General features: G+C 72.2%; 26 protein-coding genes. 13 read left to right on the plus strand and 13 right to left on the minus strand.

Annotation, left to right across the window (positions count from 1 at the left end):
- Nucleotides 1-5: 5 nt before the first annotated feature.
- A complete protein-coding gene (locus ACO06A_RS12735; RefSeq protein ID WP_421732592.1) occupies nucleotides 6-1,262 on the plus strand; it encodes an ABC transporter ATP-binding protein in 1,257 nt (418 codons plus the stop codon).
- A gap of 9 nt (nucleotides 1,263-1,271) precedes the next feature.
- Here the strand turns inward: ACO06A_RS12735 and ACO06A_RS12740 are convergent, their stop codons facing one another.
- The 4 genes from ACO06A_RS12740 to xseA all read right to left on the minus strand — a co-directional run bounded on the left by ACO06A_RS12740 (nucleotide 1,272) and on the right by xseA (nucleotide 4,091).
- Complete coding sequence (locus ACO06A_RS12740; protein WP_421732593.1) at nucleotides 1,272-2,204, minus strand: carbohydrate kinase family protein; 933 nt, start codon at nucleotides 2,202-2,204, stop codon at nucleotides 1,272-1,274.
- Nucleotides 2,204-2,458 (minus strand): exodeoxyribonuclease VII small subunit, encoded by a 255-nt coding sequence (locus ACO06A_RS12745; protein WP_421732594.1) that lies wholly within the window; start codon nucleotides 2,456-2,458, stop codon nucleotides 2,204-2,206. Before ACO06A_RS12745 ends, ACO06A_RS12740 begins: the two co-directional genes overlap by 1 nt.
- A gap of 63 nt (nucleotides 2,459-2,521) precedes the next feature.
- A complete protein-coding gene (locus tag ACO06A_RS12750) occupies nucleotides 2,522-2,803 on the minus strand; it encodes a hypothetical protein (protein WP_421732595.1) in 282 nt (93 codons plus the stop codon).
- Nucleotides 2,804-2,834: 31 nt separating this feature from the next.
- Nucleotides 2,835-4,091 (minus strand): exodeoxyribonuclease VII large subunit, encoded by a 1,257-nt coding sequence (gene xseA / locus ACO06A_RS12755; protein ID WP_421732597.1) that lies wholly within the window; start codon nucleotides 4,089-4,091, stop codon nucleotides 2,835-2,837.
- Nucleotides 4,092-4,331: 240 nt separating this feature from the next.
- Between xseA and ACO06A_RS12760 the strand changes: the two genes are divergently transcribed.
- Nucleotides 4,332-5,327, plus strand: coding sequence for a 4-hydroxy-3-methylbut-2-enyl diphosphate reductase (locus ACO06A_RS12760; RefSeq protein ID WP_421736059.1), 996 nt, complete (start codon nucleotides 4,332-4,334; stop codon nucleotides 5,325-5,327).
- Nucleotides 5,328-5,428: 101 nt separating this feature from the next.
- Here the strand turns inward: ACO06A_RS12760 and ACO06A_RS12765 are convergent, their stop codons facing one another.
- Nucleotides 5,429-6,763, minus strand: a complete 1,335-nt coding sequence (locus ACO06A_RS12765; RefSeq protein WP_421732599.1) for a DNA recombination protein RmuC — start codon at nucleotides 6,761-6,763, stop codon at nucleotides 5,429-5,431.
- 78 nt (nucleotides 6,764-6,841) lie between these two features.
- Here ACO06A_RS12765 and ACO06A_RS12770 point away from each other — a divergent pair, with 78 nt between their 5' ends.
- The 8 genes from ACO06A_RS12770 to ACO06A_RS12805 all read left to right on the plus strand — a co-directional run bounded on the left by ACO06A_RS12770 (nucleotide 6,842) and on the right by ACO06A_RS12805 (nucleotide 13,285).
- On the plus strand, nucleotides 6,842-7,609 hold the full coding sequence (locus ACO06A_RS12770; protein ID WP_421732600.1) for an ABC transporter ATP-binding protein: 768 nt from the start codon (nucleotides 6,842-6,844) through the stop codon (nucleotides 7,607-7,609).
- Nucleotides 7,585-9,144 carry a hypothetical protein gene (locus ACO06A_RS12775; protein WP_421732602.1) on the plus strand — a complete coding sequence of 520 codons (1,560 nt, stop codon included), beginning with the start codon at nucleotides 7,585-7,587 and terminating at the stop codon, nucleotides 9,142-9,144. The genes ACO06A_RS12770 and ACO06A_RS12775 overlap by 25 nt, the downstream gene beginning before the upstream one ends.
- Nucleotides 9,145-9,171: 27 nt before the next feature.
- Nucleotides 9,172-10,245, plus strand: a complete 1,074-nt coding sequence (ychF, locus tag ACO06A_RS12780; protein WP_421732603.1) for a redox-regulated ATPase YchF — start codon at nucleotides 9,172-9,174, stop codon at nucleotides 10,243-10,245.
- Between the two features lie 127 nt (nucleotides 10,246-10,372).
- Nucleotides 10,373-10,801: a hypothetical protein gene (locus ACO06A_RS12785; RefSeq protein WP_421732604.1), complete on the plus strand. Its 429-nt coding sequence runs from the start codon at nucleotides 10,373-10,375 to the stop codon at nucleotides 10,799-10,801.
- A gap of 87 nt (nucleotides 10,802-10,888) precedes the next feature.
- The gene (locus ACO06A_RS12790) at nucleotides 10,889-11,155 is read left to right on the plus strand and encodes a hypothetical protein (RefSeq protein ID WP_421732605.1); all 267 of its coding nucleotides are present in this window, start codon (nucleotides 10,889-10,891) and stop codon (nucleotides 11,153-11,155) included.
- 192 nt (nucleotides 11,156-11,347) lie between these two features.
- Complete coding sequence (locus tag ACO06A_RS12795) at nucleotides 11,348-11,608, plus strand: hypothetical protein (RefSeq protein ID WP_421732607.1); 261 nt, start codon at nucleotides 11,348-11,350, stop codon at nucleotides 11,606-11,608.
- Nucleotides 11,609-11,723: 115 nt separating this feature from the next.
- Nucleotides 11,724-12,668, plus strand: coding sequence for a sugar phosphate isomerase/epimerase family protein (locus ACO06A_RS12800; RefSeq protein ID WP_421732609.1), 945 nt, complete (start codon nucleotides 11,724-11,726; stop codon nucleotides 12,666-12,668).
- A gap of 104 nt (nucleotides 12,669-12,772) precedes the next feature.
- On the plus strand, nucleotides 12,773-13,285 hold the full coding sequence (locus tag ACO06A_RS12805; protein WP_421732610.1) for a GNAT family N-acetyltransferase: 513 nt from the start codon (nucleotides 12,773-12,775) through the stop codon (nucleotides 13,283-13,285).
- On the opposite strand, the gene ACO06A_RS12810 is transcribed toward ACO06A_RS12805, so the two are convergent.
- The 4 genes from ACO06A_RS12810 to ACO06A_RS12825 form a co-directional block, all read right to left on the minus strand.
- Complete coding sequence (locus ACO06A_RS12810; RefSeq protein WP_421732611.1) at nucleotides 13,227-13,568, minus strand: hypothetical protein; 342 nt, start codon at nucleotides 13,566-13,568, stop codon at nucleotides 13,227-13,229. The two genes, ACO06A_RS12805 and ACO06A_RS12810, sit on opposite strands and share 59 nt — an antisense overlap.
- Nucleotides 13,532-14,071 carry an AAA family ATPase gene (locus ACO06A_RS12815; protein WP_421732612.1) on the minus strand — a complete coding sequence of 180 codons (540 nt, stop codon included), beginning with the start codon at nucleotides 14,069-14,071 and terminating at the stop codon, nucleotides 13,532-13,534. Before ACO06A_RS12815 ends, ACO06A_RS12810 begins: the two co-directional genes overlap by 37 nt.
- Nucleotides 14,068-15,348 (minus strand): alpha-hydroxy-acid oxidizing protein, encoded by a 1,281-nt coding sequence (locus ACO06A_RS12820; RefSeq protein ID WP_421732614.1) that lies wholly within the window; start codon nucleotides 15,346-15,348, stop codon nucleotides 14,068-14,070. Before ACO06A_RS12820 ends, ACO06A_RS12815 begins: the two co-directional genes overlap by 4 nt.
- Nucleotides 15,349-15,684: 336 nt before the next feature.
- Nucleotides 15,685-16,143, minus strand: a complete 459-nt coding sequence (locus tag ACO06A_RS12825) for a YybH family protein (protein WP_421732615.1) — start codon at nucleotides 16,141-16,143, stop codon at nucleotides 15,685-15,687.
- A 69-nt stretch (nucleotides 16,144-16,212) separates the two neighbouring features.
- On the opposite strand from ACO06A_RS12825, the gene ACO06A_RS12830 reads away from it, so the two are divergent.
- Together ACO06A_RS12830 and ACO06A_RS12835 are read left to right on the plus strand one after the other, a co-directional pair.
- Nucleotides 16,213-16,986: a VOC family protein gene (locus ACO06A_RS12830; RefSeq protein WP_421732616.1), complete on the plus strand. Its 774-nt coding sequence runs from the start codon at nucleotides 16,213-16,215 to the stop codon at nucleotides 16,984-16,986.
- A 48-nt stretch (nucleotides 16,987-17,034) separates the two neighbouring features.
- The gene (locus ACO06A_RS12835) at nucleotides 17,035-17,757 is read left to right on the plus strand and encodes a class I SAM-dependent methyltransferase (RefSeq protein WP_421732617.1); all 723 of its coding nucleotides are present in this window, start codon (nucleotides 17,035-17,037) and stop codon (nucleotides 17,755-17,757) included.
- A 21-nt stretch (nucleotides 17,758-17,778) separates the two neighbouring features.
- Here ACO06A_RS12835 and ACO06A_RS12840 read toward each other — a convergent pair whose 3' ends face one another.
- Together ACO06A_RS12840 and ACO06A_RS12845 are read right to left on the minus strand one after the other, a co-directional pair.
- Nucleotides 17,779-18,264, minus strand: coding sequence for a hypothetical protein (locus tag ACO06A_RS12840; RefSeq protein WP_421732618.1), 486 nt, complete (start codon nucleotides 18,262-18,264; stop codon nucleotides 17,779-17,781).
- Between the two features lie 181 nt (nucleotides 18,265-18,445).
- Complete coding sequence (locus ACO06A_RS12845; protein ID WP_421732619.1) at nucleotides 18,446-19,114, minus strand: hemerythrin domain-containing protein; 669 nt, start codon at nucleotides 19,112-19,114, stop codon at nucleotides 18,446-18,448.
- A gap of 114 nt (nucleotides 19,115-19,228) precedes the next feature.
- Between ACO06A_RS12845 and ACO06A_RS12850 the strand changes: the two genes are divergently transcribed.
- Nucleotides 19,229-19,708, plus strand: coding sequence for a CGNR zinc finger domain-containing protein (locus ACO06A_RS12850; RefSeq protein WP_421732621.1), 480 nt, complete (start codon nucleotides 19,229-19,231; stop codon nucleotides 19,706-19,708).
- On the opposite strand, the gene ACO06A_RS12855 is transcribed toward ACO06A_RS12850, so the two are convergent.
- Both ACO06A_RS12855 and ACO06A_RS12860 read right to left on the minus strand, forming a co-directional pair.
- Nucleotides 19,699-20,247 carry a GNAT family N-acetyltransferase gene (locus tag ACO06A_RS12855; protein WP_421732622.1) on the minus strand — a complete coding sequence of 183 codons (549 nt, stop codon included), beginning with the start codon at nucleotides 20,245-20,247 and terminating at the stop codon, nucleotides 19,699-19,701. The two genes, ACO06A_RS12850 and ACO06A_RS12855, sit on opposite strands and share 10 nt — an antisense overlap.
- Nucleotides 20,244-20,708, minus strand: coding sequence for a nitroreductase family deazaflavin-dependent oxidoreductase (locus tag ACO06A_RS12860; RefSeq protein WP_421732623.1), 465 nt, complete (start codon nucleotides 20,706-20,708; stop codon nucleotides 20,244-20,246). The genes ACO06A_RS12855 and ACO06A_RS12860 overlap by 4 nt, the downstream gene beginning before the upstream one ends.
- Nucleotides 20,709-21,055: the final 347 nt, after the last annotated feature.

Raw genomic sequence — 21,055 nt, forward strand, 5'->3', positions numbered from 1 at the left:
ATCCGATGGCCGCCATCACTCTCAAGGACATCGTCAAGCAGTACGGCGACGGCTTCCTCGCCGTGAAGGGCGTCAGCCTGGACATCGCCGACGGCGAGTTCGTCATCCTCGTCGGGCCGTCGGGCTGCGGGAAGTCGACGCTGCTGCGCATGATCGTGGGCCTCGAGGACATCACGGCGGGCGACCTGCACATCGGCGGCAAGAGGGTCAACGACAAGGCCCCCCGCGACCGGCACCTGGCGATGGTGTTCCAGAACTACGCGCTCTACCCGCACCTGACCGTCTTCGAGAACATCGCGTTCCCCCTGCGCCTGCAGAAGGGCCAGTTCACCGACGCGCAGATCAGGGAGAAGGTCGAGTTCGCCGCCAAGACGCTCGAGCTGCAGGACCACCTCGACCGCAAGCCCGCCAACCTGTCCGGCGGTCAGCGGCAGCGGGTCGCGATGGGCCGCGCGATCGTCCGCGAGGCGGAGGCGTTCCTGTTCGACGAGCCCCTGTCCAACCTCGACGCCAAGCTCCGCGGGCAGATGCGCACAGAGATCGCGCGCATGCAGCGCCGCCTGGGCACGACCACCGTCTACGTCACCCACGACCAGACCGAGGCCATGACCCTCGGCGACCGGGTGGCCGTCCTGCGCAAGGGGGAGCTCCAGCAGGTGGCCAGCCCACGCGGCCTGTACGAGCAGCCGGTGAACCTGTTCGTCGCCGGCTTCATCGGGTCGCCGCCCATGAACTTCCTGCCGGGGGAGATCCACGGGTCGACGATGACGCTGCCGTTCGCCGAGGTCCCGATCTCCGCGGAGCTCGCCCCCAAGCTGAAGGGCAAGGAGATCGTCATCGTCGGCATCCGCCCGGAGCACTTCGAGGATGCCGCGCTCGTCGAGGACGCCAAGAAGGGTGCCGGGGTCACCTTCAGCGCCCCCGTGGACGTCACCGAGTGGCTCGGCTCCGAGCTCTACGCGTACATCCCGTTCGACACGAACCCGCACGTCGCGACGACGCTCGAGGAGCTCGACCGCGACCTGGACGGCGAGGGGCTGCGCACCCAGCTGATCGTCGCCCTCCCGTCGGAGACCAAGATCCGGGACGGTGTCGACGCGGACCTGTGGTTCGACCCGGCCCGCATGATGGTGTTCGACCCCGAGAGCGGCGAGAACCTCACCTGGAACGGCACGGCCGCCGAGGCGCTCGACCGGGAGAACGAGGCCGACCGCAAGGCGTCGCTCGAGCGGGCGCAGGCACGGGAGAAGGCCCGCGCCTGACCGACCCCGTCAGGCCAGCTCGGCGAGCCGCGGCGGGTTGGCCCCTGCGCGCGACACCGTGATGGCCGCGATCCGCGCGCACCGCTCCAGCACCGCCTGAACTGTGGACGCATCCACGTCGGCGAGCGCCTGTCGACGACCCGCGCCGAGCAGCCCCGCCGACCACAGGCCGTCGATCAGGCCGCCCATGAAGGAGTCGCCGGCGCCGACGGTGTCCGCCACCTGCACCTTCGGGGCCTCGACCGAGATCCGCGCGCCGGCCGACGTGCTGGCGAACGCCCCGTCGCCGCCGTGCGTCACGACCACGAGCGACGGCCCGGACCGGCTCCACTGCTCGGCGATCTCCGCGGGCGCGACGCCCGGGTGCAGCCACGCGAGGTCCTCGTCGCTGACCTTCACCACGTCGGCCAGCCGGACGAGCGCGTCCACCACCGGCAGCGCGTGCGCGGGGGAGCCCATGAGCACCGGGCGCAGGTTCGGGTCGTAGGTGATGGTCGACGTCGCACGGCGACGCGCGACGATCGTCGCGACCGCGGCCCCGCCGGGCTGGAGCACCGTCGCGATCGAGCCGGTGTGGACGACCACCGGGTCGCCCGGGTCCTCGTCCCACGTCTCGGGCAGGTCCCACTCGAGGTCGAACTCGTAGGTCGCCGCGCCGGTCTGGTCGATGTGCGCCGTCGCCACGGGCGTCCGCAGGGCCGAGCGGTTGCCCTCCAGGACGTTCACCCCCGAGCCGCGCAGGTGCCGCCGGACGAGGTCGCCGTCCGTGTCGTGCCCCAGCCAGGTGAGCAGGTCCACGCGCCGGCCGAGGCGTCCGAGCCCGAGCGCCACGTTGGCGGGGCTGCCGCCCGGGTGCTGGGCGCGACTGCCGTCGGGACGGGTGACGACGTCGATCAGGGCCTCACCGAGCACGAGCGCGCGCTCGACCGCGGGCGTGGTCATCAGGACTCCTCGTCGGTCGTCGCGGCGACGTCCCGCACCGCGCTGAGCCGCTCACGTGCACCGTCGAGCCACTCCTGGCAGCGCTTGGCGAGCGCCTCGCCGCGCTCCCAGAGGGTCAGCGACTCCTCGAGGGTCGCCGCACCGGCCTCGAGCCGGGCGACGACCGCCACCAGCTCGTCGCGGGCCTGCTCGTAGCCGAGGGCGGCCACGTCAGCGTTCGGGTCGGACGGTGGGGACTGGGACGGCTTCGGCACGGGGACAGTCAACCAGGATGTGCCCACACCGTCCGCGTCCCGATCTGTCGGCGAGGGTGTTCGTCAGAAGAACAGCTCGAACGCAGCGCGGATCGTGCCGCGCACCGCACGACCGACCGCCCGGAACACCCCCAGCCCGGAGCCGCGAGCCTGCCGCACACCCGCGACGAAGAACACCACCAGACCCGCCACCGCGATCGCGACGGCACCGACCAGGACGCCCGTGGGCCACTCGACGACCCAGTCGAGCGCGAACACGAGTCCCGCGGCCATCATCGCGACGAGTGTGACCACCAGGACGAGGACGCTCGTCTGCCGTGGTCGGTCGCTCGGCTCGCCGCTCATCGCACCCCAGGCCCGTCCGTGTGCACTCGGCTCAGGGGGCCGTGACCTGGGCGGCGAGCTCGCCGCGGGCCACCCGGATGCGCAGGGCGTCGCCGGCGGCCACCTCGGCCGGGTCCCGGACCACGTGCCCGTCGGCCCGGCGCACCACGGCGTACCCCCGGTCGAGCGTGGCCGCCGGTGAGAGCGCACGCACCTGCGCCGCGAGCCCGGCGACCTCCGCGCGACCGTGCACGAGCGCGGTGTGCAGGGAGCGCCGAGCGCTCTCCCGCAGGGCGACGACACGGTGCTCGTGGACGTCCACCAGCGTGGTCGGGTTGACCAGCACCGGCCTGCTGCGCCAGTGGTCGAGGCCGGTCTGCTCGCGGGTCAGTCGCATGGTCAGCGCGGCGCGGGCGCGGAGCCGGGCCTGCGTCACGCGCGCACGCTCCTCGCTCACGTCGGGCACCACCCGCTTGGCGGCGTCGGTGGGGGTCGACGCGCGGAAGTCCGCGACGAGGTCCAGCAGCGGCGTGTCCAGGTGATGCCCGATGGCGCTGACCAGCGGGGTCCGGCAGGCCGCCGCCACGCGGACCAGCGACTCGTTGCTGAACGGCAGCAGGTCCTCGAACGAGCCGCCGCCGCGCGCGACCACGATGACGTCGACACGGGGGTCTCGGTCGAGCTCCGCGATGGCTGCGCTGACCTCCGGGACGGCCCGCGGGCCCTGCACGGTGACGCGTCGGATCTCGAACTGCACCGCCGACCAGCGCGCGCGGGCGTTCGACACCACGTCGTGCTCGGCGTCCCCCTGCTGCGCGACGATCAGCCCCACCACCGCGGGCAGGAACGGCAGCGCGCGCTTGCGCGACGGCTCGAACAGCCCCTCGGCCCCGAGGATCCCCTTGAGGTGCTCGATCCGGGCCAGCAGCTCACCCAGCCCGACCAGCCGGACGTCGTCGGCCGCGAACGTCAGCGTCCCCTTCTTGGCGTGGAACTGCGGGCGCGCGTGCACGACGAGGTGTGCGCCGTCGGCCAGCTTGTCGGCGAGCCGGTCGATCGCCGACGCCGGTGCCGTGACCGACAGGGACATGTCGAGGTCGGTGTCCCGCAGCGTGAGGAAGTAGAGGGTGTTCCACTTCTTGAGGTTGAGCACCTGCCCCTCGACCCACACCGGCGGCATCTTCGCGATGTAGTCGGCGATCTTGGGCGCCAGGTGCCGGACGGGCCACGGGCGGTCGGGGGTGGTGTCCGCGGCGCGCAGCGGCGGTGGGCCGGCCGTCGCCGGGGTGCTCAGGGGGCCGGTGCTCACGCGCCCAGCCTGCCCCATCCCACCGACAGACCAGGTCAGGTCGGCCCGGCCCGCGACCGCCGTGTGTCGGCGCCGTGCGGGTCGGGTGCAGGTCACACCCGTGGTGCGCCTCCTGGCAGGGGCCGCCGCGGCCTGCCGATCTAGACTCGGACCGTGACCCTCCCGACCGTCTCCGCCACCGGCACGCCCGACGGCGTCCCCGACGGCACGCTCAGCACCGCGACCGCTCCCCGCAAGCGAGTGCTGCTGGCCGCCCCCCGCGGCTACTGCGCCGGCGTGGACCGCGCGGTCATCGCCGTCGAGAAGGCGCTCGAGCACTACGGCGCCCCGGTGTACGTGCGCAAGGAGATCGTTCACAACAAGTACGTTGTCGAGACGCTCGCCGAACGCGGCGCGGTGTTCGTGAACGAGACCGACGAGGTCCCCGAGGGGGCCCGCGTGGTGTTCTCTGCGCACGGGGTCTCGCCGGCCGTGCACGCGCAGGCGGCCGCCCGGAACCTGCAGACGATCGACGCGACCTGCCCCCTGGTCACCAAGGTGCACAAGGAGGCCGTGCGGTTCGCGTCCGAGGACTACGACATCCTGCTCATCGGCCACGAGGGCCACGAGGAGGTCGAGGGCACCTACGGGGAGGCCCCCGAGCACATCCAGGTGGTGAACTCCCCGGATGCGGTGGCCGACGTGGTGGTCCGGGACCCCGACCGCCTCATCTGGATCTCGCAGACGACGCTCTCGGTCGACGAGACCATGGACACCGTGCGCCGACTGCGCGAGCGGTTCCCGAACCTCCAGGACCCGCCCAGCGACGACATCTGCTACGCCACGCAGAACCGCCAGGTCGCGGTGAAGAAGCTGGCGCCGGAGTGCGACCTGGTGATCACCGTCGGGTCGGCGAACTCGTCGAACTCCGTCCGGCTGGTCGAGGTTGCCCTCGATGCCGGCGCGCGCACCTCGTACCGCGTCGACAAGGCCTCCGAGATCGATCTCGCGTGGCTCGACGGGGTCACCACCGTGGGGGTCACGTCCGGCGCCTCGGTCCCCGAGATCCTGGTCCGCGACGTCCTGTCGCTGCTCGCCGAGCACGGCTTCGGCGACGTCGAGGAGGTCCGCACCGCCACCGAGGACCTCATGTTCTCGCTGCCCCGCGAGCTGCGCGCCGACCTCAAGGCCGCCGGCAAGGCCCCCGTCACCCCGCGCCGCGACGGCCGCCGCTCGCTGGACGTCCAGCCCGCCTGACGAGGTGGGCCCGGGCGTCCCGGACGACCATGCGCGTGCGCTCGGAAATCGGCTGCTCTCCGGTGCCGACGACATGGTCGACGGCCGCGCCGCCGGACGCCTCAGGCGGTCGTCGCCTCCGTCGTCGGGAGTGCAGCCTCCGCACGGAGCGCGCGCTCGTCGCGGTCGGCGCGGCCGTCGAACATGACGATCTGCTCCTCCGCGGACGCCACCAGCTCGGGCGCGCTCACCGCCGAGAGCTGCGGGTTCACCGGGTCCGGCGTCGGCAGGTCCGCGTCGACCACGTGCAGGTCCGCGAACCGTCGTGCGCTGACCAGCACGCGGGTCTCCAGGGAGGACACGGTCTGGTTGTACGCGCCGGCGGCCGAGTCGATGGCCCGGCCCAGCTTGGCCAGGTGGGAGCCCATGGTCGCCAGGCGCCCGTGCAGCTCCTTGCCCAGCGAGAGCACCGCCTGCGCGTTGCTGGCCAGCGCGTCCTGCCGCCACGCGTACGACACGGTCCGCAGCAGGGCGAGCAGCGTCGTCGGCGTCGCGATCACCACGTTGCGCTCGAACGCGTACTCGATCAGCAGCGGGTCCTGCTCGGCGGCCGCGTGCAGGAACGACTCCGCCGGCACGAACATCACGACGAACTCCGGCGCCGGCGCGAACTGGTCCCAGTAACGCTTGCCCGACAGGTCGTCGACGTGCGCCCGGACGTGCCGCGCGTGCGCGGCCAGGCGCTCGGTGCGGACGCGCTCGTCGGTGGCCTGCGCGGCGTCGAGGAACCCGAGGAACGCGACCTTGGCGTCGACCACCACGTTCTTGCCGCCGGCGAGCTTGATCACCATGTCCGGCCGGAGCAGCCCGTCGTCGGTGCGCACCTGGTCCTGCTCCACGAAGTCGACGTGCGCGAGCATCCCGGCCGCCTCGACCACCCGCTTGAGCTGGAGCTCACCCCACTTGCCCCGCACCTGCGACGACCGCAGCGCGGTGACCAGCTGCGCGGTCTCCCCGCGCAGGTGCTCGGAGGCCTGGTGCATGGCGCGCACCTGCTCACCGAGCGCCGCGTGGCCGGCGGCCCGCGCCTGCTCGGCCGTCGACAGCTCGACGCGCACCTGGTCGAGCGTGCGGGACAGCGGCTCCACCATCGCCCGGACGGCCTGCTCCCGCTGCGCCAGCTCCCCGACCTGCGTCTGGTGGTCCGCGGCGAACCGCTGGTGCGCGAGCGCGAGGAACTGGTCGCTGCTGGTCGCCAGCGCGTCGGCGGCCAACGACCGGAACTGGTCGGCCAGCCGGCCGGAGTCGGCGGCGGACCGCCGCTCGGCCTCGAGCGTCGCCCGCGCCCGGGCCGCCTCGATGTCCGCCGCCCGTAGCCGGGCCGACGCGAACGTCCAGCCGACGAGCACGCCGACGACGGCACCGATCGCGAGTCCGAGCAGCAGTCCTGTGTCCATGAGTGCAGGCTGACAGCACCCACTGACATCCGCCGGAAGGGGGAGGATCGAAGGCTCCGGCGCCACTACGGTGGTCCGATGTCGAACGTACCCGCCCTCGAGCTGCGCGGACTGTGGCGCAAGTTCGGGGACAAGATCGCCGTCGCCGGGATCGACCTCGTCGTGCCCGCCGGGTCGTTCTACGGCCTCGTCGGCCCCAACGGCGCCGGCAAGACGACCACGCTGTCGATGGCGACCGGGTTGCTCCAGCCGGACTTCGGCACGGTGCTGGTGCACGGGCAGGACCTGTGGGCGTCGCCCGTCGAGGTCAAGGGCATGCTCGGGGTGCTGCCCGACGGGGTCCGCCTGTTCGACCGGCTGACCGGCGAGCAGCTGATCACGTACGCCGGCCTGCTCCAGGGCCTGGACCGGGAGACGGTCGCCGCGCGCGCGACCGACCTGCTGGCCGCGTTCGACCTGACCGGCGATGCCAAGAAGCTGGTGGTCGAGTACTCCGCGGGCATGACCAAGAAGGTCGCGCTGGCGTGCGCGCTCGTGCACGCGCCGCGGCTGCTGGTGCTGGACGAGCCGTTCGAGGCCGTCGACCCGGTGTCCGCCGCGAACATCCGCGACATCCTCGCGTCCTACGTCCGCACCGGCGGCACCGTGATCGTGTCGTCGCACGTCATGGACCTCGTCCAGCGGATGTGCGACCACGTCGCCGTGATCGCCGCCGGGCACGTGCTGGCGGCGGGCACGGTCGACGAGGTGCGTGGCGACAGCAGCCTCGAGGACCGGTTCGTGGACCTGGTCGGTGGCCGGGTCAGCGGGGAGGGTCTCGCGTGGTTGCGCACCTCGTCCGCCTGAAGCTGACGCTGCTGCGCAACGGTCTGCGGCGCAGCCCGTGGCAGGTCGTCGGCCTCGTCGTCGGGGCGGTCTACGGTCTGGGCGCCCTGGCGCTGGTCGTCGGGTCGATGGCCGTGCTCAGCGTGCAGGAGCCCGACATCCGCGGGCTCGTGGTGGTGCTCGTCGGCTCGGTGCTCGTGCTGGGCTGGTGGGTGGTGCCGCTCGTCGCGTTCGGGCTCGACTCGACCATCGATCCGGCGCGGTTCGTCACGTTCGGCATCCCGCGGCGCTCGCTCCTGACGGGGCTGGCACTCTCCGGGCTGATCGGCATCCCCGGCGTGCTCAGCGCCGGCTCGGCGCTCGCGATGGCGGGGGTGTGGTGGCGGACCCCGGCGGCCCTCGTCGTCGGCGTCGTGTGCTCGGTCATCGGGCTGGCCACGTGCGTCATCGGCGCGCGGGCGACCACCTCGGCGGCCTCCACGCTCGTGGCGAGCCGACGGTTCCGCGAGGTGATGGCCGGCGTCGCGGTGCTCCCGTTCATCGTCGTCGGACCGATCCTCGGGCGGTTGTCCGACAGCTCGGCGTTCACCGTCCGGACCGTCGAGCAGATCGCGGAGGTGGTGTCCTGGACCCCGCTCGGTGCGGCCTGGGCGGTCCCCGGTGACGTCGCCGACGGCCAGTGGTCGACGGCGGCGGCACGGTTCGGGATCGCGGTCGCGACGCTGCTCGTGGTGGTCGTCGTGTGGGACCGGGCCTTCGCGCACGCTCTCGTGAACCCCGCCCACGAGAAGGTCTCCACCCGGGGTCACGGCCTCGGCTGGTTCGACCGGCTCCCCGCCACCCCGCTCGGTGCCGTCACCGCGCGCTGCCTCACCTACTGGGCGCGGGACCCCCGGTACGCCCTCGCCGTCGCGATCGTCCCGGTGCTCGCGATCGTGTTCTACGTCGTCAGCCCCGACGGCGGACTGGTCCTCCTGATCGGCCCGATCGCGGGGTACCTGATGGGCTGGGGCATCTCGGCGGACGTCGCCTACGACGGCACCGCCTTCTGGACGCACGTCGCCGCGCCGCTGCACGGGACGGTGGACCGGCTGGGCCGGGTCCTCGCCGCAGGCTCCATCGCGGTGCCGGCGGTCGTCGTCCTGAGTGTCGGTTCGGCGCTGGTGACCGGGCAGCCGGAGGTCGTCCCGGCCCTGCTCGGCCTGTCCATCGGCGTCCTGCTCACGGCGCTCGGCGGGTCAAGCGTGCTGTCCGCGCTCGTCGTCTACCCGGTCCAGCTCCCGGGCGAGAACCCGTTCCAGACGAAGCAGGGCGCGTCGATGGCGACCGTGCTCTCCCAGTTCGCCGGCTGGCTCGCCGTCATGGTGCTGAGCCTGCCGGAGATCGTGCTGGCGGTACTCGCGGTCCGGGGCGGCTCGGTGGCGCTCGGCTGGGCCGCTCTCGTCGTGGGGATCGTGCTCGGGTCGGTGCTGCTCGCGCTCGGTGTGCGCATCGGCGGTCGCGCCCTGGACCGCACCGGACCGGACCTGCTGCGCAAGATCGTGGCGTTCGCCTGACGAGGCGCCCCCGTAGACTTCCCCCCTGTGGCACTCACCATCGGCATCGTCGGCCTGCCCAACGTCGGCAAGTCCACCCTCTTCAACGCGCTGACCCGCGCGCAGGTCCTCGCGGCGAACTACCCGTTCGCGACGATCGAGCCCAACGTCGGCGTCGTCCCGCTGCCCGACCCGCGGCTGGAGAAGCTCGCGGAGGTGTTCGGCTCCGAGCGGATCCTCCCGGCGACCGTGTCGTTCGTCGACATCGCGGGGATCGTCAAGGGCGCCAGCGAGGGGGAGGGCCTGGGCAACAAGTTCCTCGCCAACATCCGCGAGGCCGACGCCATCTGCCAGGTGACGCGCGTGTTCGCCGACCCCGACGTCGTGCACGTCTCGGGTGACGTGAACCCGAAGAGCGACATCGAGATCATCGCCACCGAGCTGATCCTCGCCGACCTCCAGACGCTCGAGAAGGCGATCCCGCGCCTCGAGAAGGAGGTCCGCGCCAAGAAGGCGGACGCCGGTCTGCTCGCCGCGGCGCAGGAGGCGCAGGCGATCCTCGAGACCGGCCAGACCCTGTCCCAGCGCGGCAAGAAGATCGAGCACCTCGACGAGCTCCAGCTCATGACGAGCAAGCCGTTCATCTACGTGTTCAACACCGACGACGCCGGCCTGGCCGACACCGCGATGCAGGACGAGCTCCGCGCCCTGGTGGCCCCGGCCGACGCCATCTTCCTCGACGCCAAGTTCGAGTCCGAGCTGGTCGAGCTGGAGCCGGACGAGGCCCGCGAGATGCTGGCCGACAACGGTCAGGAAGAGGCCGGCTTGGACCAGCTGGCCCGCGTCGGCTTCCACACGCTCGGCCTCCAGTCCTACCTGACGGCCGGTCCCAAGGAGTCGCGCGCCTGGACCATCCACCAGGGCTGGACCGCCCCGCAGGCCGCCGGCGTGATCCACACGGACTTCCAGAAGGGCTTCATCAAGGCCGAGGTCATCTCGTTCGACGACCTCGTCGCCGCCGGGTCCGTCGCCGCCGCGCGCGCCGCGGGCAAGGCTCGGATCGAGGGCAAGGACTACGTGATGGCTGACGGCGACGTGGTGGAGTTCCGCTTCAACGTGTGAGGCGGCCGCACGTGTGACTGCGGAGGCTCGGCGAGCAGGTGAACTATGGACGGTTGCCGCGGTGTACCCCGCGCGGGCGGGTGACGGACGCGGTACGCCCTGACGGGGGCGCCGTAGGCTCGGCGCCATGACCAAGGCCGAAGATCTCGCCAGTGTGGAACGCCTGTACGCAACCCTCGACACGAGCGCGCTCCTGGCGCTCCTGCCGTTGATCGACACGCTCTCGGAGCGGGTACGAGAGGAGATCGAGCGCATCGGCGGGCCGGTCACGTCCATCTCGGAGGCGCAGAAGCACGCCGCCCTGTTCGAGTCCGTCACGGAGGGTCTCGCGGGCCTCGCGAACCAGTGGCCGGGCAGCGACGCCTTCCAGGAGATGCAGGCGCAGGTGGACGCAGACAAGGCCAAGCTCCAGGCTCGAGCCGAGTCGGCCCGCGCGTTCGAGGCCGAGGCCCTGGACAGGACGTTCGTGTACTCGATCAACCTGCACCAGCGCCGGCAGCTCGCGATCTTCGAGCTCGAGCGGCGCGGCGTCCTGCCGACGTGGTTCAGCGCGTAGGTCGCTGGAGGTCGGGTCCGGTCGGGCAGACGACCCAAGTCGGGCATAGGGCCGCCAGCAAGCCGGTCTGGCGTGAGGGGTGACGGCGTGGAAGCGAACTCGTCGGGCGACGGCGTGACCTTGTTCCTGACTCTCGCCGAAGCCGTCGTACTGCACGAACGCATCGCTTTCTCCGAGTTCTCGGAGGATCTCGAAGTGATGGAGCTCCCGGAGCCTGTTGACAAGAAGGTGATGTCGGATCTTCAGCAGGCGCTCGCGCCGCTGATTCCGCGCCTCGGAACAGACGGATACCAGGCGACGATCGACGACGCCTACGGAGCTATCGACGCCGGACGGTACGGCATGCAGCGATAGCGTCGGATCCGCCTTCGCCGGAGTCGCAGTCCGTTCCGAGCCGATCGCTGCTTGCGCGTCCGGCCGTGAACCTGGACCGGGTCGAGTCCTACCATCGTTGCCCCGGGCCGATGCGGCACGCATGTGATCGTGAACGACCACGGAACCTCGTCGAGTTCCGCTTCGACGTCGAGCAGAAGTAGGGGTGCACGTATGGCGACGGATGAGACACGGCCGACCGTTCCCGGCAGCGAGGTGCTCGGCGACATGCGGGTTGCTCCGCTCCCCGAGGGCACCAGGGCCGAGGCGCTCTTCATGCTCGTGAAGCTGGATGACGGCAACTGGTGTGCGCGAAGTGTCGGCGGAGACGCCTACAACCGGGTGGAGTTCCTCGGCCAGCTGACGGCCTACACGTACGGACTGAAGGTCAGCGAGGCTGAGGGGTGGTTCGACGACGAGGACCCGGCGACGTAGGGGCGCATGCGTTCCCCTGCGGAGCGGCTGCCGGTTACGGTGCAGAGAGATCGAACGTGCCCCGGGCAGAGAGGCCCGGCCCAGCGTTCGGGCACAGTGCCCTGGGGAGGCACCGATGGGAACCCTGTATCGATCCTGGGCCCGGACGCTGCGCGGCGCGGTCGTCGCGACGCTGGTCGTTCTCGGCCTCGTCGTCGCTGGGGTCGGCTCCGCGTCCGCAGCGCCGCCGGACCGGCACGGCAGAGGGGTGCCGACGAGCAAGATCTCGGTCCAGCTCTGGACGTTCGCCGAGTACATCGGATTCGGCACCGACGCCGCCACGATCGCCCGGACGGAGGAGGTGTTCAGCCGCCTCAGGGACATGGGGTACCGGAACGTCGAGCCGTTCACGCTGAGCGGGCTGACCGCGGAGCAGTACCGCGCCCTGCTCGACAAGTACCGCCTCAAGGCGTCCGCGCGGCACGTCGATGTCGGGACGCCGCAGAACCCGGCCGACATCGACCAGATCCTGCGGGACAACCGGACGCTGGGGATCACGTACTTCGGCTCCGGGGCGACCCCGATCTTCCCGCCGATCTACACCACCGAAGCCGAGTGGATCGCGTACGCCGAGTACCTGGACGAGCTCGGCGCCGTGGCCCGCAGGCACGGCCAGACGCTGATGGTGCACAACCACGACATCGAGTTCGAGACGGTGTTCGTTGGCCGGACGGTGTTCGACATCCTCATGGCGAACACGCACGCGAAGAACGTCGTGTTCCAGCTCGACCTCTACTGGGCGACCAACGGCGGCGGCATCGGCAACCCGATCGCCGTCATCGAGCGGTACGGCAACCGGATCAAGCTGTTCCACGTGAAGGACATGGCAGCCGGTCCGTTCCCCGGTCGGATCGAGATCGTCGGCCAGGGCATCATCGACTTCCCGTCGATCTTCCGAGCGGCGGGTGGCAGCACGAAGTACTACGTCGTGGAGCACGACCCGAGGTTCGGCGACCCGACGTTCGACCCCTTCGAGGCGGCCCAGGAGGGCTTCACCTACCTCGACGGCATGAGGTTCTGACGGATCCGGCACGGGGGAGCCGGAGCACCGTCCCGCCGGGCGGCGACGAGACTGTGCCGGGCCCTGTCGTCGTGCGTCGAGCTCAGGTCGAGGACGTGACGGCGATGGCCCACGTCATCGTGCGGTCATGGCAGGAGACCTACCGCGGACTCATGGCCGACGACGTCCTCGACGACCCCGGGTTCGTCGAGGCTCGGGTGCGGTTCTGGACCGCGGCCCTGACCGACGAGCGCTACCGCGAGAACCGGGTCGCCGTGGCCGAGCGCGGGGGGCGGCTGATCGGTGTCGCCATGTCGGGCCCGACCCAGGACGCCGACGTGCCCTGGCAGACCCAGCTCTACGTCCTTTACGTCTACGCGGCCGACCACGGCTCGGGTGCGGGCAGCGCGCTCCTGCGCTGGGTCGTCCCCCCGACCGAGTCGGCGGTGCTGTGGGTCGCCGATCCGAACCCCCGCGCCCAGGCGTTCTACGTCAAGCACGGCTTCGTCGCGGACGGAGCAAGCACGGTCGACGACGGCGTGCGCGCGATCCGGATGGTCCGCGCCGGGTCGCACGACGTCACGCCCCAGGAGTGTGCGCCCGGTCCTCCGCCTCGAGCACCCGGCGGAGGCCGGTGACGTCGCGCAGCAGGATCCGCGCCAGCACGAACGTCTGCAGGAGCGCCACCAGCCGCAGCCCGTCGGCGACGTCGCCGCCGTAGTCGGCATGGATGCGCGTGCCCGCGGCCTCGGGCGTGAGCGCGCACTCAACGCGGGAGTTGTCGTAGCTCCGCTTCATCAGGAGCGGGTACGGGAGCGCTCGGGCGAGGGCACGGGCTGACGGCGGAGACATCGAGTTCGGGTCGACCCAGCCGTGCGCGGAGGTCAGGTCACTGCCGGGGGCCAGCGGTGAGTGCGCCACTCGTCCCACGTCGCGAACCCCGCGGGCGGGGCGTCGAGAGGTTCGCTGCCGTCGACCTCCCCCGGCGTGGGGATGCTGATCGCGGCGGCCCAGGTCGCCAGCTCCTCGTCCGACATGTGCCACGTCGTGTGCGGCTCGTCGGCGTGCCGCTGGTCGAGGCGTCGCCTCTGCTCGGCCGGCGTCAGCTCGAGGTAGCGCAGCTCCACCGCCGCACCCCGTGCCGCTGCCGCGTGCCGGAGAGCCGAACGCTCGTCCCGCGCCCAGAGGCCGAAGTCGAGGACGACGTCGATGCCGAGCTCCAGGCTGCGCAGCGCGATCTCGATGAGCCGCCCCTCGATCACGGCCGTGGCCTCCGGCGGGTTGGCGAGCCCGTAGAGAGCCTTCACCCACTTGTCCTTGGTGAGGCGCAGCGCGCCCCTCTCCGCCTCGATCCGCCGCGCCTCGGTCGTCTTTCCCGTGCCCGGCAGCCCGACGGTCAGGACCAGCGTCGGTCGCCTTATCACCGCGGACCGGGGGCCAGCAGGTCCGGCCCGATCTCGTCGACGGACCGCACGCCGGACAGCGCCATGGTCAGGTCGAGCTCGGCCCACAGGTGCTGCATCACGGCCCGGGCGCCGTCGGCTCCGGCGAGGGCCACGCCGTAGACCCAGGGACGACCCACCAGGACGGCCTGGGCGCCCAGCGCGAGCGCGGTCACGACGTCGGCGCCGCTGCGGATCCCGCTGTCGAAGAGCACCGGAACGCGTCCGTCGACCGCCTCCACCACGGCCGGGAGGGCGTCGAGCGAGGCGACGGCGCCGTCGACCTGGCGCCCACCGTGGTTGGAGACGATGATCCCGTCGACCCCGTGGTCGAGCGCGAGCGCGGCGTCGCCCGGGTGCTGGATGCCCTTCAGCAGGATCGGCAGGGACGTCCGCTCGCGCAGCCGGGCGAGGTCGTCCCAGGTGAGCGACGAGCGCGAGAAGACGTCGAGGAACGTCTCGACGGCCGCCCGGGGCAGGGGTGAGCGCAGGTTGTCGCGCAGGCGGCCGGGGTAGTGGCTGGCCATCGAGTGCAGGGCGCGGACCGCTGACGGGGTCGGACGCGGCGACGGCTCGTCGGTCGGTCGCGGTGCGGCGGTGCGCGCCTCGACCAGCCGGCGGAACGCGGGGTCGCTCGTGTACTGGGCGATGCCCTCGCCGCGCGCGAACGGCAGGTACGCCAGATCGAGGTCCCGGGTGCGCCAGCCGAGCACGTGCGTGTCGAGCGTGACGACGATCGCCTCGCTCCCGATGGCCTCCGCGCGGCTCACGAACGAGTCGACGACGTCGTCGTCCTTGCTCCAGTAGAGCTGGAACCAGCGCGGTGCGTCGCCGAGCGTGCGGGCGATGTCCTCCATGGGGACGGAGGCCTGCGACGAGATCACCATCGGCAGCCCGAGGGCCCGCGCCGCCCGCGCGACCGCGTGGTCCGCGTCGGGGTGCGCGAGCTCGAGCACCCCGATCGGCGCGAACAGCAGGGGAGCGGGCAGCCGTCGGCCGAACAGCTCGACCGACGTGTCCCGCTGCTCGACGTCGACGAGCATCCGGGGCACGATCCGGTGGCGGTCGAACGCGTCGAGGTTCGCCTGTGCGGTGCGCTGGCGGCCGGCGCTGCCGGCGACGTAGGCCCAGGCGACGTCGCTCATCCGTCGTCGGGCGGCGGCCTCCAGGGCGGCGGGTTCGACCGGGACGACGGGCGTCCGGCCGTACACCCCAGCGCGGTAGATGCGGGACTGGACCGTGCGACCGACGGAGCTCACGTGCTGAGTCTGGCACCGGCCGTCACGACGACCGGGTCGGCGGGCGCCCGCGCCGCTGATCCCGCGCCTCGGTTCACCGTGTGACCGGCGTGCGTGCACGTTCGACCACGTACTCGCGGTATCCCCTGGGCTCTCGTCCGAGCAGGAGCGCCGTGGCTTCGGCCGCCTTCGGGACGACCACAGACCGCGTACCCAGGAGAGCTGCGCTGGCGACCCAGTCCGTGAGCTTGCGCCCCGTGAGCCGCCGCCGATAGATCTCGGGCCAGAGAGCGTCGTCGTTCCCTGACTGCCCCGGAGGGAAGACGCCGCTCCACGAGCACAGGGCGAGGCTCCGGGTCACGCGGTCGGGCCGTCGCCCCGGGCGATCGCGCCCAGCGCCACCATGTCGATCGGCCGCACCAGCGGGTCGGCGTGCCGGTGCACCAGCAGCCACCGCTCACCGTCGTGCCGGTACACGTGCGACACACGCAGCGACCACTCCTGGTCCGGCGTTCCGCCCACCTCGCCGTGCTGCCGCTCGATCATCACGATCACGGCCGTGTCGTTCCACGCGTGCGTCTCGACGTGCTCCAGCGTGGCCTGGCCGCGCTGGAAGTAGCCGGCAGACTCCCGCACCTCGGGGTCACGTTCCTCGTGGCGCGACGCCGGGCCGCCGTACGGCGCGAGGAGCGTGAACCCTGGTGCGTGGTGGATCAGCTCGAGGTAGCGGTCCATGTCGCCGCGCATGTAGGCATCCGCCGCCTCGGCGGTGTCGCGGAGCAGCTCCGCGAGGCGGTCATCCGTCTGGTCGATCACGACGTCCCCCTTCCGACCCGTCCAGGGTCCCACTCGACCCCGGTGCGCTCACGGTGGTTGCCTGGGTGGATGGGTGTGGTCGACGAGCTGATGGCGTTCGAGAACGACCTCGCGCGCGGGCGTGGTCGCGAGTACGAGCGGGTGCTGCACGAGGACGCGGTGGTCGTCGTGCCGGGCGCGGTGCTCACCCGGGCCGGGTGCGTGCTGGCCGTCGACGCGTCGCCGGGGTGGGACGAGGTCGAGCTCGGGGAGCCGCGGCTCGTCGAGTCGAGGTCGACGGCGACGGTGGTGTACCCGTTCGTCGGCCGGCGGGGCGGGGTGACGTACCGGGCGACGCTCTCGTCGACGTACACGCGGGACCAGCACGGCAGGTGGCGGCTCCTGGTCCACCAGCAGACCCCGCGCGACGAGCCGTCGGGTCACACGCTCCCGCGTCCGACGCAGGTCAACCTGGTCGTCGCCGACGTCGTCCGCGCGGGAGCCTTCTACCGCGACCTCGGCTGGGACGTCGGCGAACCGGCCGACCCGCACGCCGAGATCCGGTTCGACGGACTCAGCGTCGAGCTGGACGAGCACTCGTCGGTGGCGTACTGGAACAGCGGCAGCCCCGACGACGACGCGGCGGCGACGGTCCTGTCCATCCACCTGCCCAGCCGCGACGCGGTCGACGACGTCTGGACGCGGATGACCGCCCTGGGCCACGAGTCCCGGCAGCGACCGTTCGACGCGTTCTTCGGCTCGCGGTTCGCCGTCCTGGCGGACCCCGACGGTCACCAGATCGGACTGTTGAGCCCGCGGTCGGACGAGCATCGCTCGGACCCGCCGACGCCGGCGCCGGCCTGACGCGAAAACACCATGACCGACGAGGGCCGCGCACCTAGCGTCCGTCGTATGGCAGACGACGGGTTCGAGGTCCCCCGCCTCGCGCAGCTGTACGACCCGCTCGAGTCGGACCGCGCAGACCTCGACGTGTACGCCGCGACCGTCGACGAGCTCGGTGCCCGCAGCGTGCTCGACGTCGGCTGCGGCACCGGCACGTTCGCGCTGCTGCTCGCCGGGCGCGGGATCGAGGTCGTCGGCGTCGACCCGGCCGTGGCGTCGCTCGACGTCGCCCGCGCCAAGCCCGGGGCCGACGGCGTCCGATGGGTGGAGGGTGACGCGACGACGCTGCCGCCGATGCAGGTCGACCTGGCGACGATGACCGGCAACGTCGCGCAGGTGTTCGTGACCGACGACGACTGGGCGTCGACGCTGGCGGGCGTCCGCGACGCGCTGGCCCCGGGCGGTCACCTGGTGTTCGAGACCCGCGTCCCCGAGCGCGAGGCGTGGCGGGAGTGGACCCGCGACGACACGTACGAGTCGACCGACGTCGAGGGAGTCGGGCGCGTGGACACCTGGGTCGACGTGACCGAGGTGGTCGGCGACCTGGTGACCTTCCGCGCGTCCTACGTCTTCGCGTCCGACGGGGCGGTCCTCACGTCCGACTCCACGCTCCGGTTCCGCGGCCGCGAGACCGTCGAGCGGTCGCTGGCCGCGGCCGGCTTCACGGTGGTCGACGTGCGCGAGGCCCCGGACCGGCCGGGACGCGAGCTGGTGTTCGTCGCCCGCCGTTGAGGGCGAGCGGGGCGCGGCCGCTCAGCTGACCGGGAACCCGGCCGCGGAGCACTCGCTCGCGATGGTCGCGGACACGGTCGGGTAGTCGAGCGTCGCGGCGTTCGCGCCACCGGCCTCCGCTGCATCCAGTGCGCCCTGCACCCGGTCCTGGATCGAGGTGTACGCGGCGGCAAGCTCCTCGGTCGACACCGTGATCGCGTCGCCCAGCGCCGAGGCGATCGCGGCGAGCTCCTCGGTCTGCTCCTCGTCGGGCGCGGTCCCGGCGTCCTGGGCCTCGAGGACCGGGACGACCGCGACCACACGAGCGTTCAGCGAGCTCGCGCCGCCGTTGTAGAAGCGGCCGCACGCGAGCGCGGCGTTCGGCTCCACGGGGGCGGCCGAGCTCGTGGCCGGGGCCGACGAGGACGACTCCGAGGACGTCGGGGCCGCATCCTCCCCGGCGTCGGAGCAGGCAGCGAGTGTGGTGAAGGTCAGGACGGCGATGAGGAACGAGGCAGCGCGCTTCACGGTGGATCTCCTTGCGGTGGTTCGACGAACGGGGCCGTGTGCGGCCCACCCCCTGGTTACCAGCCGGTAACAAAGTCGCCCCGCCGCTGTCCGTCACGCGGACGGCGAGGCTGCGCGCTTCCGAGCATTCGCCGCACGAATCCGCCCTGCAAGAGAAATCTGCGTGACCGACGCCACGGGCTCAGCCGTAGATGCGCTCCCGGTGCGCGGCGAACTGGCGCTTCCCGACCAGCCGCCACAGCACGCGCGCCGGTGCCGGCAGGTTGGTGCGGAGCCAGCCCGCCTGCTCGTCGCCCGGGACGACCTCCAGGATCCAGCCGAGCTGGAGGAACAGCCGGTCCTTGGGGATCGCCGACATCCCGTGCTCGTGCAGCAGCCCCCACTCGCGCTGCGACATGACCGTCGCGGCGGTCGGCAGGATCTGCGTCTCCTCCTGGCCGAGGTGCGCCAGGAGCGTGTCGCGGACCTCGTCCAGCAGCGTCGCCACCGCCTCGCGCTCGGTGGCACCTGCGGCGGCCTCCCAGGCGTCCATGAGCTCGTCGAGCTGGTCCAGCTGCGCCGCCGTGGCCGCGTGCTGGGCGCGCATGAGCCCGACGTGCAGGGCGCAGGAGGGTGCCCGCTGCTCGAGGGTGTCCCAGAGCAGCAGGTCCTCGCCCTCGTGGTGGTGGCGCAGGGCGCCGGCGAGCTCGCGCACGTGGTCGGCGACGGGGAGCATCCGGTCGGTGTCGCCCAGGTCGACGCGGCGCACCAGCACCGGGACGTCCGTGAACGCGCGCCGGAACAGCGCGTGGATGGTGAGCATGTCGGAGGTGTCGCAGCCGAGCTTCTCGGTGCTGGTGACGGTGGTCATCGTGCGTCTCGCTCTCGTGCGTCGGATCATCGGATCGCCTGTGCGTCACCAGTAAAACCAGTACGCTAGTGATGACTATGGTGGCGAGCCGTCGACGACGTCAAGGAGGTTCCCGTGCCCGACCAGCTGCTGCGATGGGTCCAGCTGGGCAGCGAGCCCGGCGTGGCCCCCGGGTCGGTCGAGCGCGTGCGGGCGCTGCTCAACACCGACGACCGGTTCCACGGCGTCGACCACCTGACCGGCGCACCCGTGGGCCTCGTGACGCTCCGCGACGCCCTGCGCCACTACCTGTCCTCCGGCGACGCGACGGGGCTCGACGCGCTCGCGGCCGCCCATCCGCTCGTCGTCAGCTTCGGCGGCGGGGCGGCCCTCGAGCCCGCGGGCGGCGACGGCGTCGTCGCGGGTCTGCTCAGCGAGGTGCACCGCGCGCACGCGTCAGGGGAGTGGACCCGCCTCAAGGCGTGCGCGAACCCCGACTGCCAGTGGGTCTACTACGACGGCTCACGCAACCGCTCCGGACGCTGGTGCTCGATGACCGAGTGCGGCGACGTGATGAAGGCCCGCGCCTACCGGCAGCGCTCGCGTCAGTCCTGATCGAGGACGAGGGCGTACATCTCCATGTCCCGGCGCTCGTCGCCGACCGTCTCCCACGACCGCAGCATCCCCTCCTGCACGAACCCCGCGCGCTCAGCCGTGCGGGCCGACGCCACGTTCCAGGGCTCGACATAGAGCTCGAGCCGCGTGACGCCCTGCACGGCCGGCGCCCACCGCACCAGGGTGCGGACCGCGTCCGCGGCGAACCCGCGGCCGCGCTGGGAGGCGACGACCCAGTAGCCGACGGTCGCGCGACCGAGGTCGAGGTCCCGCAGCCCGAGGTAGGCGTGACCGACCGCGCGGTCCGACGCGATCTCGGCGATCGCGAAGGCGTAGCCGGCGCCGGTGGCCGTCCGGTCGGACTGCCGTGCGAGGAAGGCCAGGCAGGCGTCGTCGTCGCCGCGCGCGGGGACCGACGTGATCAGCGGGATGTGCGGGTCGGTCGCCGCCTCCCGGATCGTCGGCAGGTCGGCGGTGGTGAACGCGCGCAGCCGGACGGCGTCGCCCAGGAGGGTCGGCAGGACGAGCGGGACGGTCACGCCGGTGCCAGACGGAACACCCGCAGCTCGCGGCCGGAGCGGGCGGCGTAGGTCTCGTACGCCGGCCAGACCGCGAGGAGGGCGGGCAGCAGCCGGGCGCGCTCGTCGTCGTCGGCCAGGGTAGCCACGACCGGTGTGGTGACGCCCGCGATCGTGACCGTCGCCCGTGGGTCCGCCAGCAGGTTGCCGGACCAGGCCGGGTGGTGCTCCTGCCCCCAGTTGGACCCGATGAGCACCCATCCGTCGCCGTCGACGGCGTACAGCAGCACGGCCTCCCGGCTTTCCCCGGACCGTCGGCCGGTGGTCGTGAGGATCAGCTGGGGGAGGCTCGGCCGCCCGAGGGTGCTCCAGCGTCCGCGCGACGCCTTCTGGAGCCGGCGGTCGAGGCCGGAGGTCGCCCGTCCCGCGTGCGCGAACCACCGTGTGCGGCCGAGTCGGCGGACGGCGGAGGTGAGGTCCATCCGACGAGTGTCGCCGACCGGCGGCCGACTGTGACCCACGTCGCAGCAGGTGAGGTCGGTCGCGCTGGCTGACGCGCCCCTATAGCAGACCAGCGCGCCGGACGCGCCGCCGCCGGAGTCACACCACCCCTCCGGCCCCGAGAACGGACACGTTACGGTGATGTTTCCGCCAGTCGACATCTCGCATACTGGACGGTACTGGCCAGTATCAATCAGGTAACGATCCGGCGTCAGGCTCACACCAGGCCGATATGTCCGAGCCGCCGTGACTTACCTTGTCTCTCAACTCACGGCGGACGCGCTCCACGCCGGACCGCCCCACCCCGCAGCGGCATCGCACGGGTGAG

It is taken from the genome of Cellulomonas sp. (genome assembly GCF_965229465.1).
In the GTDB taxonomy this organism is placed as follows: Bacteria; Actinomycetota; Actinomycetes; order Actinomycetales; family Cellulomonadaceae; genus Cellulomonas.

What these genes read in the sequence shown, in the direction of transcription:
- ACO06A_RS12735 (WP_421732592.1), top strand. Translation starts at nt 6, where the DNA reads ATGGCCGCCATCACTCTCAAGGACATCGTCAAGCAGTACGGCGACGGC.
- ACO06A_RS12740 (WP_421732593.1), bottom strand. Translation starts at nt 2,204, where the DNA reads ATGACCACGCCCGCGGTCGAGCGCGCGCTCGTGCTCGGTGAGGCCCTG.
- ACO06A_RS12750 (WP_421732595.1), bottom strand. Translation starts at nt 2,803, where the DNA reads ATGAGCGGCGAGCCGAGCGACCGACCACGGCAGACGAGCGTCCTCGTC.
- ACO06A_RS12765 (WP_421732599.1), bottom strand. Translation starts at nt 6,763, where the DNA reads ATGGACACAGGACTGCTGCTCGGACTCGCGATCGGTGCCGTCGTCGGC.
- ACO06A_RS12770 (WP_421732600.1), top strand. Translation starts at nt 6,842, where the DNA reads ATGTCGAACGTACCCGCCCTCGAGCTGCGCGGACTGTGGCGCAAGTTC.
- ACO06A_RS12785 (WP_421732604.1), top strand. Translation starts at nt 10,373, where the DNA reads ATGACCAAGGCCGAAGATCTCGCCAGTGTGGAACGCCTGTACGCAACC.
- ACO06A_RS12795 (WP_421732607.1), top strand. Translation starts at nt 11,348, where the DNA reads ATGGCGACGGATGAGACACGGCCGACCGTTCCCGGCAGCGAGGTGCTC.
- ACO06A_RS12800 (WP_421732609.1), top strand. Translation starts at nt 11,724, where the DNA reads ATGGGAACCCTGTATCGATCCTGGGCCCGGACGCTGCGCGGCGCGGTC.
- ACO06A_RS12805 (WP_421732610.1), top strand. Translation starts at nt 12,773, where the DNA reads ATGGCCCACGTCATCGTGCGGTCATGGCAGGAGACCTACCGCGGACTC.
- ACO06A_RS12830 (WP_421732616.1), top strand. Translation starts at nt 16,213, where the DNA reads ATGGGTGTGGTCGACGAGCTGATGGCGTTCGAGAACGACCTCGCGCGC.
- ACO06A_RS12835 (WP_421732617.1), top strand. Translation starts at nt 17,035, where the DNA reads ATGGCAGACGACGGGTTCGAGGTCCCCCGCCTCGCGCAGCTGTACGAC.
- ACO06A_RS12845 (WP_421732619.1), bottom strand. Translation starts at nt 19,114, where the DNA reads ATGACCACCGTCACCAGCACCGAGAAGCTCGGCTGCGACACCTCCGAC.
- ACO06A_RS12860 (WP_421732623.1), bottom strand. Translation starts at nt 20,708, where the DNA reads ATGGACCTCACCTCCGCCGTCCGCCGACTCGGCCGCACACGGTGGTTC.